At 66.2% G+C, this 12,169-nt stretch carries 8 protein-coding genes; 3 read left to right on the forward strand and 5 right to left on the reverse strand.

Annotation, left to right across the window (positions count from 1 at the left end; translation table 11 throughout):
- The first annotated feature begins 230 nt into the window (after positions 1-230).
- Both AC56KZ_RS09795 and AC56KZ_RS09800 read left to right on the forward strand, forming a co-directional pair.
- Entirely contained in the window at positions 231-3,620 is a 3,390-nt protein-coding gene (locus tag AC56KZ_RS09795; RefSeq protein ID WP_497161961.1) for an MHYT domain-containing protein, read from the forward strand.
- Positions 3,621-4,640: a response regulator gene (locus tag AC56KZ_RS09800; RefSeq protein WP_497161962.1), complete on the forward strand. Its 1,020-nt coding sequence runs from the start codon at positions 3,621-3,623 to the stop codon at positions 4,638-4,640.
- Here AC56KZ_RS09800 and AC56KZ_RS09805 read toward each other — a convergent pair.
- The 5 genes from AC56KZ_RS09805 to AC56KZ_RS09825 form a co-directional block, all read right to left on the reverse strand.
- Positions 4,624-5,796, reverse strand: a complete 1,173-nt coding sequence (locus AC56KZ_RS09805) for a glycosyltransferase family 4 protein (RefSeq protein WP_497161963.1) — start codon at positions 5,794-5,796, stop codon at positions 4,624-4,626. The two genes, AC56KZ_RS09800 and AC56KZ_RS09805, sit on opposite strands and share 17 nt — an antisense overlap.
- Before the next feature lie 11 nt (positions 5,797-5,807).
- Positions 5,808-6,770: a GDP-mannose 4,6-dehydratase gene (locus AC56KZ_RS09810; protein WP_497161964.1), complete on the reverse strand. Its 963-nt coding sequence runs from the start codon at positions 6,768-6,770 to the stop codon at positions 5,808-5,810.
- A gap of 1 nt (position 6,771) precedes the next feature.
- Positions 6,772-7,818 (reverse strand): GDP-mannose 4,6-dehydratase, encoded by a 1,047-nt coding sequence (gene gmd, locus AC56KZ_RS09815; RefSeq protein ID WP_497161965.1) that lies wholly within the window; start codon positions 7,816-7,818, stop codon positions 6,772-6,774.
- A gap of 293 nt (positions 7,819-8,111) precedes the next feature.
- The gene (locus tag AC56KZ_RS09820; RefSeq protein ID WP_497161966.1) at positions 8,112-10,424 is read right to left on the reverse strand and encodes an NADP-dependent malic enzyme; all 2,313 of its coding nucleotides are present in this window, start codon (positions 10,422-10,424) and stop codon (positions 8,112-8,114) included.
- A 107-nt stretch (positions 10,425-10,531) separates the two neighbouring features.
- Positions 10,532-11,026: a hypothetical protein gene (locus tag AC56KZ_RS09825; protein WP_497161967.1), complete on the reverse strand. Its 495-nt coding sequence runs from the start codon at positions 11,024-11,026 to the stop codon at positions 10,532-10,534.
- A 90-nt stretch (positions 11,027-11,116) separates the two neighbouring features.
- Between AC56KZ_RS09825 and thiL the strand changes: the two genes are divergently transcribed.
- A complete protein-coding gene (gene thiL, locus AC56KZ_RS09830) occupies positions 11,117-12,085 on the forward strand; it encodes a thiamine-phosphate kinase (RefSeq protein ID WP_497161968.1) in 969 nt (322 codons plus the stop codon).
- Positions 12,086-12,169: the final 84 nt, after the last annotated feature.

Raw genomic sequence — 12,169 nt, forward strand, 5'->3', positions numbered from 1 at the left:
CTTGTACCTGTCGAGCCGCTCCGGAAACCGTCCGCTATTCACCCAGCATACTCCATCCGGCGTGACAGCGATTGTTGTCAGGAAATGCTACTTGTATATGGTGGTAACTGCGCGACACACATGTGACATATCGGCAATTCCGATAGTTTGAAGCAAGACTTTCCCACAGGAAAATGTCATACTGACGAAACGCCCGCGTCCTCCCGGTCGCTTTCTGTCTGGAATTCCTCATGTCCCTATTCATGCTGCCCGACGACCCGTCGCTCCTGAGCTACGGCATCTATGATCCGAAACTGGTGGTCCTGTCGCTGCTGGTGGCGATCTTCGCCTCCTGGATGGGCCTGCAGGTCGCCGGCCAGGCGCGCCAGCAGACCCGCCTGCGCACGGTGTTTCTGCTGACCGGCAGCCTGGCGCTCGGCGCCGGCGTCTGGGCCATGCACTTCATCGGCATGCTGGCCTTTAATTTGTGCACCCAGGTCGATTACGACCCGATGATCACGATCCTGTCGAACCTGCCGAGCATCGGCGCCTCCTTTGTCGCCCTGACCCTGATCGCACGCGAGCGCATCGGCACCGGCACCCTGGTCATGGGTGGCGTGCTGGTCGGCGCCGGCATCGGTGCGATGCACTACGCCGGCATGGCCGGCATGCGCATGAGCCTGGACCTGCGCTACGATCCCTTCACTTTCGGCCTGTCGATCGTGGTCGCCGTAGTGCTCGCCACCCTTGCCCTGTGGGTGCGCTTCGGCCTGTCGCGCTTCGCGTCGCTGAGCGAGAACCGCCGCCTGCTGCTGGCGGCGATCGTCATGGGTTGCGCGATCACCGGCATGCACTACACCGGCATGGCTGCCGCGCGCTTCGTCGGCGTCGTCGACACCACCGTCGCCGTCGCCTCCGACACCACCTTCCTGGCGCTGGCGATCTCGCTCATCACCGTCCTGTTCACCGGCGTGGTGCTGGCCGCCAACGGCCTGCTGCGCTATCGCCAGCTGTATGTCGAACTCTCGCGCAGCGAGGCCTGGATGCGCGCCCTGCTCACCACCACCGTCGACGGCGTGATCACCATCGACCGCGCCGGCACGATCGAGGAATTCAACGCCTCGGCCGAAAAGATCTTCGGCTGGCGCCGCGACGATATCGTCGGCGCCAACATCCGTCTCCTGATGAGCGAGGCCGAGCGCGTCAGCGAAGCGGGCCTGCTGGGCTACCTGCGCGACAGCGCCGCCCACGCCGCCCCGAACAATGCCGAAGTCGAAGCGCAGCGCCGCGACGGCAGCCTGGTGCCGATCCGGGTCGCGGTCGGCCACGCGCGCATGGACGAGCGTGAGCTCTTCGTCTGCTTCGTGACCGACATCACCGAACGGCGCGCCATGGTCGGCGCCCTGCGCGCCAGCGAGAACCAGTTCCGTTCCCTGATCGGCACCATCCCCGGCATTTCCTACCGCAGCCGCATCGAAGGAGAACACCCGATGGTGTTCATCAGCGACGCCGTCGAGCGCGTGGCGGGCTACCCGGCCGCCGACTTTACCGGCGAACGCCCGGGTAGCGCGCCACGGCGCAGCTTCGGCACGCTGATCCACGCCGCCGACCGCGCGCGCGTGTCGGAAGCGATCGAATCGGCACTGCGCGAAGAGCGCCCTTACCTGGTCGAATACCGGCTGCTGCATGCGGACGGCAGCACCCGCTGGCTGTGGGAAAACGGCACCGGCGTGCGCGACGACGCCGGCGTGCTGACCTGGCTCGACGGCGTGATCCTCGACATCAGCGAGCGCCGCACCATGGAAGACGCACTGCGCGAGGCCAAGGAAGCGGCCGAGCAGGCCGCCGCCGCGCGCGCCACCTTCGTTGCCAACATGAGCCACGAGATCCGCACGCCGATGAATTCGATCCTCGGCTTTACCGACGTGCTGCTCGACGGCGAACTGGCGCCGGAGCAGCGCCGCCACCTCGACACCGTGCGCAGCGCCGGCCGCTCGCTGCTGCGCCTGCTGAACGAAATCCTCGACACCGCCAAACTCGAAAAAGGCGCGGTCGAACTCGAGATCAACGACTTCAACCTGTTGTCGCTGATCGATGAACTGTCCTCGACCCTGGCGGCGAATGCGCGCGCCAAGGGCCTGCAAGTCGACATCCACTACGACCCGGCGCTGCCCACGAATCTGCGCGGCGACGAGCTTCGCATCCGCCAGGTCCTGACCAACCTGCTCGATAACGCGATCAAGTTCACCGCCAGCGGCAGCGTCCTGCTGCGCGCCGGGCAGCAGGACGGCCAGCTGCATGTGTGCGTGACCGACACCGGCATCGGCATCGCCCCCGATCGCCTGCAGGCGATCTTCGATCCCTTTACACAGGCCGACGCCTCGATGACGCGCCGCTTCGGCGGCACCGGCCTCGGTACCACGATCAGCAAGCAGCTGGTCGAGCTGATGGGCGGCAGGATCTGGGCCGAGAGCACCGTCGGCGCGGGCACCACTTTCCATGTGCTGCTGCCGCTGGTGGTGGCGCAGTTCGCGCCGCAACAGGCGCGCGTGCGCACCGCGTGCGCCCTGCCGCCGCTGCGCGTGCTGGCCGCCGACGACGTGCCGCAGAACCTCGAGCTGCTGCAGCTGCTGCTGGCGCGCCGCGGCCACACGATGACGGCCGTTGCGGACGGCGCCGCCGTGGTCGAGATGGCCGCGCGCCAGGACTTCGACCTGGTGCTGATGGACTTCCAGATGCCGGTCCTCGACGGCCTGCGCGCCACGCGCCTGATCCGCGAACAGGCCGCAGCCGCCGGCCGCCCCCGGGTGCCGGTGATTGCCATGACCGCCAGCGTCCTGGTCGAACACCGCCGCGCCGCCTTTGATGCCGGGATGGACGGCTTTGCCTCGAAGCCGGTCGACTGGACCACGCTGTCGCACGAGATCGGCCGCGTGCTGGGCCTGGGAGCAGGCCTTGCCGCCGCCGACCCGGCCCTGACGCTTGATCGCCAGGTGCTGAACCGTCCGGGCGGCCTGCGCCGCTGGGGCGGCAACGAGGATGCCTACCGCGAGGCGCTCGAACACTTCCACAGCCAGCACGCCCTGCTGCCGCAGTTCCTGCGCGGCTTCGCCGAGGCCAAGGATTATCCGTCGCTGCGCATGCTGGCGCACAAGGCGCGCGGCGTGGCGGGCAATATCGCCCTCGAACTGCTGGCCGAGGCGCTGGCCGAACTCGAACTGCTGGCCGAAGGCGACAAGGGCAGCGGCCTGGCCAGCCTGGCGCTGCTGCCCGAGGCGCTGGCCAAGGTCGACGCCGCCCATGAAGCCGCGCTCCTGATGATTCGCGCCGAACGTCCGGCGCAGGCGGCGCAAGCGGCGCTGGCCGCCTCGACGCCGGCGTTTGACCTGGCGCGCGCACGCCGCGCCGGCCACGTGCTGCAGGAAGCCCTCGCCCGCGGCGCCTTCGACGACGCCGCACTGGCAGGCCTGGCCGCCGCGCTGGCCGGCCACCCGGCAGCCGCGCGCGTCACGCAAGTGCAGGCGGCGCTCGCCGATTTCGATTTTGACCTCGCCCAGCAGCAGCTCGACGCCGTGATGGCTGCGCTAAGCACGCTCGACGCGCTCGGCCAGGATGACCCGACAACACAGGAAACGATGTAAATGAGTACCAACAGTAGTCGCCCGCTCGTTCGCCCGCTGATCCTCGCGGTCGACGACGAAGCCAGCAACCTGCAGCTGCTGCGCCAGATCCTGCAGGACCACTACCGGCTGCTGTTCGCCAAGGACGGCGCGCGCGCCCTGGAACTGGCGCACCAGGAGCAGCCGGACCTGGTCCTGCTCGACGTGATGATGCCGGGGATGAGCGGCTACGAAGTCTGCGCCGCCCTGAAAGCGGATCCGGCGACCGCGCCGATCCCGGTGGTCTTCGTCACCGCCCTGAACGACACCGCCGACGAACTCGAAGGCTTCGAGGCGGGCGCGGTCGACTACATCACCAAGCCGGTCAGCCCGCCGGTGGTGCGCGCGCGCGTGCGCACCCACCTGTCGCTGGTGCGGATGGACGAGTTGAAAGCGTCGCGCCTGGCGATCGTCCAGCGGCTCGGCCTGGCGGCGGAATACAAGGACAACGAGACCGGCCTGCACGTGATCCGCATGAGCCACTTCGCGCGCATCCTGGGGCTGGCGGCCGGCATGGGCGAGCAGGAAGCGGACGACCTGCTGCATGCGGCGCCGATGCACGACGTCGGCAAGATCGGCATCCCCGACCGCATCCTGCAAAAGGCCGGGCCGCTCGATGCCGACGAATGGAAGATCATGCAAAGCCACGCCACGATCGGCGCCGAAATCATCGGCGAGCATGGCGGCGGCATGCTGCAGCTGGCGCACGACATCGCCCTCACCCACCACGAGAAATACGACGGCAGCGGTTACCCGAAAGGGCTGGCCGGAGAGGCGATCCCGCTGACCGGGCGTATCGTGGCGATTGCCGACGTGTTCGACGCCCTCACCTCGATCCGCCCGTACAAGCGCGCCTGGAGCGAGGAAGAAGCGGTGGACTACCTGGTGCAGCAAAAGGGCAAGCACTTCGACCCGGTGCTGGTCGACCTGTTCGTGGCGCAGTTGCCGGCCGTGAGGACCGTGCGCACCCGCTGGGCCGAGAAAGTCAGTCCGGCGCCTTGACCGGCGAATTCAGGCTTGGCGCCGCCCTGCCCGGCCTGGCCGTATGGCGCGCCACCAGCTCGCCGTACAGCGAGGTGTAGCTGGTCGCCATCTGCGACGCCGTAAACACTTCCTCGAAGCGCGCGGCGGCGCAGGCGCCCATCTCGCGCGCCAGTTCCGGGTTGTCCCACAGCGTGCGCAAGGTCGCGCGCAGGGCGCGCGGATCGGACGGCGGCGCCACCAGCCCGGTCTCGCCGTCGATGTTGATGTAGGTGGTGCCGCTGCCGATGTCGCAGGAGACCATCGGCTTGCCGTACATCGCCCCTTCCAGCAGCGAAATCCCGAAAGCTTCCGAACGCAGGTGCGACGGAAAGGCCAGCGCATAGCACAGCGTCAGCAGCGCGACCTTGTCGTCCTCGCCGACGGCGCCGACGAACAGCACATTGTCCAGCCGGAGACGCTGGGCCTGGGCCTTCAGGGCCGCTTCTTCCGGCCCGGCGCCGACGATCACCACCGGGTAATTGGTGCCGGCGACCGCCTCGAGCAGCACATGCAGTCCCTTGTAATAGCGCAGCACGCCGACGAACAGGAAGAACTTCGGGCCGACGCGGTCGCGCCAGTAGGCCAGCCGCGCCGGATCGGGCTGCGGGTAGGTGGACTGGTCGAGACCATAGGTAATGATGCGGGTCTTGTCGCGGTAGCGCCCCAGCACCGGGGACGACTCCATGTAGTTGGGCGAGGTGGCGACGATGGCGTCGACACTCTTCAGGAAACGCTGCTTCAGGGGCTGGTACAGGCGCAGCAGCGTTTTCTGGCGCACGATGTCCGAGTGGTAGGTGACCACGGTGGGCTTGCGCACCCGCGCCACGAAGTGGGCCAGGTCCATGAAGGGCCACGGAAAATGGTAGTGCACGACGTCGGCCTCGGCAGCGAGGCGCGCCAGCATGCTGAACGAAGCCATCGAGCAGGCGTTCGACGCCACTTCGAAGTCGAGCGGCACCCGGTGCACGGTATGGCCCTCGAACTCGATCGGAGACAGGTCCTTCTGGCGCGACAGCGACAGCACGGTGTTGGTCACGCCGAGGTGGCCGGTGCCGACGCACATCTGGCGGATGGTCTGTTCAATGCCACCCACCGAATCCGGATAATACGTCTTGTAGAAATGTAGGACGCGCATAGGCAGGATGGTCAGCCCTCGTACATCCAGCGAAGGGTGTCGTACAGCGGCGGCGAGGCGAGCGGGCCGATCACGCCGGCCAGCCTGGCATTGCTGCCGGTCAGCGTCAGGACGTCGCCGGCGCGCACAAAGGCCGGATTGACCGCCACTTCGATGCGGTAGCCCGCGATCTCGGATGCCATGTCGATCACCTCGGCCAGCGAGTGGCTGCGGCCGGAACACACATTGAAAGTCTCGCCGGCGGGCGCCGCCGCCAGCAGGCGCCGGTAGCTGCGCGCGACCGTGCGCACGTCGGAAAAATCGCGCGCGATCGCCAGGTTGCCCAGTTCGATGCGGCGCTCGCCGCGGCGCAAATGCGCCATGATCTTCGGCAGCAGGAAGTTCTCGCCCTGGCCCTGCCCGGTGTAGTTGAACGGGCGCACGATCGTGATCGGCAATTTGTCCATCCACAGGCGCGCCATGTATTCCATCGCCAGCTTGCTCACGGCGTAGTCGTTGGCCGGCGCCGGCGCCACGCTTTCGTCGATCACGGCGACGCGGGCATTGCCGTAGATATTTGCCGACGAAGCCAGCAGTACGCTGGACGCCTTGTGGCGGGCGCCGGCCAGCGCTTCGAGCAGGTTGCGCGTGCCGAGCACGTTGACACGGTAAATCTGCTCGACATCGGCGTGGGCGACAAAGGCGATGCCGGCCAGGTGCACGACCACGTCGGGCTGCACCTGCTCGACCAGCGCCGCCACCGCCGGACGGTCGCAGAGGTCGACCGCCAGCACGTCGACTTCAGGTTCGCCGGGTTTGCCAGTGTCGCCAGTTTCGCGCGGCATGACCGTGCCGAACACCCGGTAACCCGCCGCCGCCAGTTCACCGGCCACATAGCGGCCGGTGAAGCCGCGCAGGCCGGTGACCAGCGCGCTCCGCCCTGCGCCTTCGCGCGTCACGGTGTCGACCTGGCGGTCCGGGAGGATCGTGTTCATGTCAGAACGAGAAGCCCTGCTCGTTGCGCCGCAGGTCGGCCGCGACCATCATCTGGCACAGTTCTTCGAGCGTGGTCTTCGGCTCCCAGCCCAGCTCGCGCCTGGCTTTTTCCGGGTTGCCGATCAGGAGCTCGACTTCGGCCGGGCGGTAGAACTTGGGCGAAATGCGCACCAGCGTCTTGCCGGTCCTGGCGCAGATGCCGGTTTCGTTTTCGTCGCTGCCGCGCCACTCGATGCCGATATCGGCGGCCTTGAAGGCCATCGTGACGTAGTCGCGCACGGTTTCGGTGCGGTTGGTGGCCAGCACATAGGTGTCGGGCTGCTCGGCCTGCAGCATGCGCCACATGCCTTCCACGTATTCTTTCGCATAGCCCCAGTCGCGCTTGGCGTCGAGATTGCCCAGCTCGAGCACGTCGAGCTTGTGGAGGACGATCTTCGCCACCGAATCGGTGATCTTGCGGGTGACAAACTCGCGGCCGCGCAGTGGCGACTCGTGGTTGAACAGGATGCCCGAGGCGCCGAAGATGCCGTAGCTCTCGCGGTAATTGATCGTCATCCAGTGGGCATACAGCTTGGCCACGCCGTAGGGGCTGCGCGGATAGAACGGGGTCTCCTCGACCTGCGGAATCGCCTGCACCTTGCCGAACATTTCGGAAGTCGACGCCTGGTAGAAGCGGATCTTCGGGTTGACGGTGCGGATTGCCTCGAGCAGGTTGACGGCGCCCAGGCCGGTAATCGACGCCGTCGCCAGCGGCTGGTCGAAGGACACGCCGACGAAGCTCTGGGCCGCCAGGTTATACACCTCGTCGGGTTGCGCGTTCTGGATCAGGCGGATGCTCGAGGCCAAGTCGGTCAGGTCGTATTCGACCAGCGACAGGTTCGGGTGCGCAGCAATGCCGAGTTCCTCGATGCGCCAGAAATTGGTGGAACTGGCGCGTCGGAAAGTACCGGTGACCTGGTAACCCTTGTCAAGTAGCAGCTCGGCTAGATAGGCCCCATCCTGGCCCGTAATGCCAGTGATAACGGCTCTTCTTGTTGTGTTATGCATAGTGAGAAAGATTCCGGATGAGTATCGCGCGGTAAATACATTTCTGGCAACTCCATATTGTAACAGAGGCTTTTTGACGTGCATGGAGACGCGGGCAACAGAACAGCGCAGCCTCTTGGGCAGTGCATTATTATCTAAAATGCCATTGCGGATGGGGGGCGCTTACGGATTGTTACTTATACCGGCGCGAAAAAACAGGCGAGCACGCTCGCCTGTCAATCCAACGCAAAGAGGCCGCAAGCGGCCGGAACTTCCGGTCGCTTGCGGCCTCCGCTTCAGTTCCCAGGCTCCGCTCAGCGGTTCGACACCGCGTCCACCACGCACAGCGCCGTCATGTTGACGATGCGGCGCACCGTTGCCGACGGCGTCAGGATGTGCACCGGGCGCGCGCAGCCAAGCAGCACCGGGCCGACCGCGATGCCGTTGCCGGCGGCGGTCTTCAGCAGGTTGTACGAGATGTTGGCGGCGTCCATGTTCGGCATCACCAGCAGGTTGGCGTCGGCCGTCAGCCGCGAATGGGGCATGACCTTGGCGCGCAGCTTCGAGTCGATCGCGGCGTCGCCGTGCATTTCGCCATCGACTTCAAGGTGCGGCGCCCGCTGCTGCACCAGCGCCAGCGCGGCGCGCATCTTCTTGGCCGACTCGCCGTTGGAGGAGCCGAAGTTCGAATGCGACAGCAGCGCCGCGCGCGGCACGATGCCGAAACGCTCGAGCTCCTCGGCCGCCATGATCGTCATCTCGGCGATTTCCTCGGCATTCGGGTTCTCGTTGACGTGGGTATCGAGGATCGCCAGCTGGCGCTCGGGCGTGATGACGATGTTCATCGCCGCATACACATTGCTTCCGGCCTTTTTGCCCAGCACCTGGTCGATGTAATACAGGTGCATCAGGGTATTGCCGTAGGTACCGCAGATCAGGCCGTCGGCATCGCCCTTGTGCACCATCATGGCGCCGATCAGGGTATGGCGGCGCCGCATTTCCAGCTTGGCCAGATCCATCGTGACGCCCTTGCGCATACCGATTGCGTGGTAGGCCTCCCAGTATTCGCGGTAGCGTGGGTCGAAGTCGGGATTGATCACGTCCACGTGCTCGCCGAGCTTCAGGCGCAGGCCGAACTTCTCGATGCGCTTTTCCAGCACCGCCGGGCGCCCGACCAGGATCGGGCGCGCCAGCCGCTCGTCGACCACCACCTGCACCGCGCGCAGCACGCGCTCGTCCTCGCCTTCGGCGTAGACGATGCGCTTGATCTCGGCCTGGGCCGCCTTGGCCACCGAGAACAGCGGCTTCATGAAGGTGCCGCTGCGGTACACGAACTGCTGCAAGCTCTCGGCGTAGGCCGCCAGGTCCTCGATCGGGCGCGTGGCGACGCCGCCTTCCTGGGCCGCCTTGGCCACCGCCGGGGCGATGTGCGTCAGCAAACGCGGATCGAAGGGCATTGGAATCAGGTATTCCGGGCCGAAGGAGAGGTTGGCGATGCCGTAGGCCGAGGCCACGATGTCGGACTGCTCGGCATGGGCCAGGTCGGCGATCGCGTGCACCACCGCGATTTCCATTTCGCGGGTAATCGTCGTCGCACCGCAGTCCAGGGCGCCGCGGAACATGTACGGGAAGCACAGGACGTTATTCACCTGGTTCGGGTAGTCCGAGCGGCCGGTTGCGATGATGGCGTCGCCGCGCACCGCCTTCACATCCTCAGGCAGGATTTCCGGATTCGGATTGGCCAGCGCCAGGATCAGCGGGTTGGGCGCCATGCTGGCGACCATCTCCTGCTTGAGTACGCCGCCAGCCGACAGGCCCAGGAAAATGTCGGCGCCTGGAATCATTTCCGCCAAGGTGCGCAGCGGCGTGTCTTGCGCGAAGCGATCCTTGTCCGGGTCCATCAGTTCAAGACGACCTTTGTAGACAACACCGGCCAGGTCGGTCACGAAGATATTCTCGATCGGGAAACCAATGTCGACGATCAGGTCGAGGCAGGCCAGCGCCGCCGCGCCCGCGCCCGAGACCACCAGCTTGCAGCTCTTGATGTCCTTGCCGACGACCTTCAGGCCGTTCAGGATGGCGGCGCCGACGATGATGGCGGTGCCATGCTGGTCGTCGTGGAAGACCGGGATCTTCATGCGCTCGCGCAGCTGGCGCTCGATGTAGAAGCACTCGGGCGCCTTGATGTCTTCCAGGTTGACGCCGCCAAAGGTCGGCTCGAGCGAGGCGATGATGTCGACCAGTTTATCCGGGTCGCTTTCGTTGATTTCGATGTCGAAGACGTCGATGCCGGCGAACTTCTTGAACAGTACGCCCTTGCCTTCCATCACAGGCTTGGAAGCCAGTGGACCGATGTTACCCAGGCCCAGCACGGCGGTGCCGTTGGTAATCACGGCCACCAGGTTGCCGCGCGCCGTGTACTTGAACGACGCCGCCGGGTCCTTGACGATTTCCTCGCACGGCGCGGCCACGCCCGGCGAATAGGCCAGTGCCAGGTCGCGCTGGTTCAGCAGGCCTTTGGTGGCCGTGACGCTGATTTTGCCTGGACGTGGGAACTGGTGGTATTCGAGCGCTGCAGCACGCAGTTGTTGCCGTAGTTCTTCTTTTTTTTCCGATGACGAGTCCATGCTATGCAGCCTTCCTGATACTTAGAGGGGAACCTCCAATTTTATCAGACCCGTTCTTGCGGCCGGCTACGTATTTTCCACGCGCCGCATCTCAGGCCCCGGATCGATCAGAGCAGCGTGATCTGCTCATCCCTGGTGACGCTGACATGGGTCTGGTAATAGTGTTGTCCGGTCGCCTGGCCGTTCTCGGTGAACGCAATACGTACGCGCCCGGCGGCCCCGCGCACCAGCACCTGGCGGCCAACCAGTACCTGCTCGAGCTTGCCCTTGAAGCGTGCCTCGAGCTGCGCGCGCACCTGGGGCGTCACCCGCAGCGTCAGGCAACGCGGATCGCGGTAATCAGGTTCCGAATTGATGAAGCTGTCGGTGCCGTTGGTACCGACAGCCTTGACCTCGAATGCGAACCTGCCGGTCACCGCTTGGGGCGCCCATTTGCTTGCCTGCGCTACCGCCTCGACCGGCGTCATCGGCGCTTGCTGCGCTTCCGGGCTCCCTGGCAACTGCGCACATCCCGCCAATGCAGCCAATGCCAGCACGGCGCAAGCCCGCCCCATTACCGCCGTCCATTCATCACGCATCATCGCTCCCGATTGATAAAACATCTATATTGCCATTAATTAAGTGCTGAATTTGCACGGATTCTCACAGTGCACGGCAACCGGCTGGCAGGGCCGTGCACGATAGAATGGGACATGCTTTCCGAATTCGACCTCATCAAACACTATTTCCGCCGCGCCCGCGCCGGGCACGCCGTGCTCGGCATCGGCGACGACTGTGCGCTGCTGGCTCCCACGCCGGGCATGCAGACCGCGATTTCGACCGACATGCTGATCGAGGGCCGCCATTTCTTCGCCGGCGCCGATCCGCGCATGCTCGGGCACAAATGCTTGGCCGTGAACCTGTCGGACCTGGCGGCGATGGGTGCGCGCCCGGTCGGCTTCACGCTCGCCCTGTCGCTGCCCGGCGTCGACGAAGCCTGGCTGGAAGCGTTTTCAAGCGGCCTGTTCGCGCTGGCCGACCTGCACGACTGCGAACTGATTGGCGGCGACACCACGCGCGGGCCGCTGGCCATCTGCATCACCGTGTTCGGCGAAGTCGCGCCCGGCCACGCGCTGCGCCGCGACGCCGCCCGCGCCGGCCACGACATCTGGATCTCCGGCACCCTGGGCGATGCCCGCCTGGCGCTGGCCGGCTACTGGAAAGAGCTGACCCTGGAGCCGGACCAGCTGGCGCTGGCCGCCACCCGCATGCACCTGCCCGAGCCGCGCATCGAACTCGGGCGCGCGCTGGCCACGCTGCCGGTGGCGCACGCCGCGCTCGATATCTCCGACGGCCTGGTCGGCGACTTGCAGCACATCCTGGACGCCTCGAAGGTCGGCGCCACGCTCGGCGTGGACGCGCTGCCGGCCGGTCCGGCGCTGGCGCGCCAGCCGCTGGCCCTGCGCCGCCGTTTTACCCTGGCCGGCGGCGACGATTACGAATTATGTTTTACCGCTCCCGCCTCCCGCCGCGACGCCGTGCTGGCGGCGGCGGCCTCGGCCAACACGCCGGTCACCCGGGTCGGCACCATCGACGCCCAGCCGGGCCTGCGCCTGGTCGACGCGGCGGGCACCACACTGCAGATGGATGTCAAGGGCTGGGATCACTTCGGCGAGGAATGATCATCCGGAATATCGACCGGAGGACGTAGGGTGTGCGGCTACACCCGGGCGGCTGAAACGACGCGGCTCGAACGCCGCCCACGC

The sequence above is a fragment of the Telluria sp. LT2P34 genome (genome assembly GCF_059685915.1).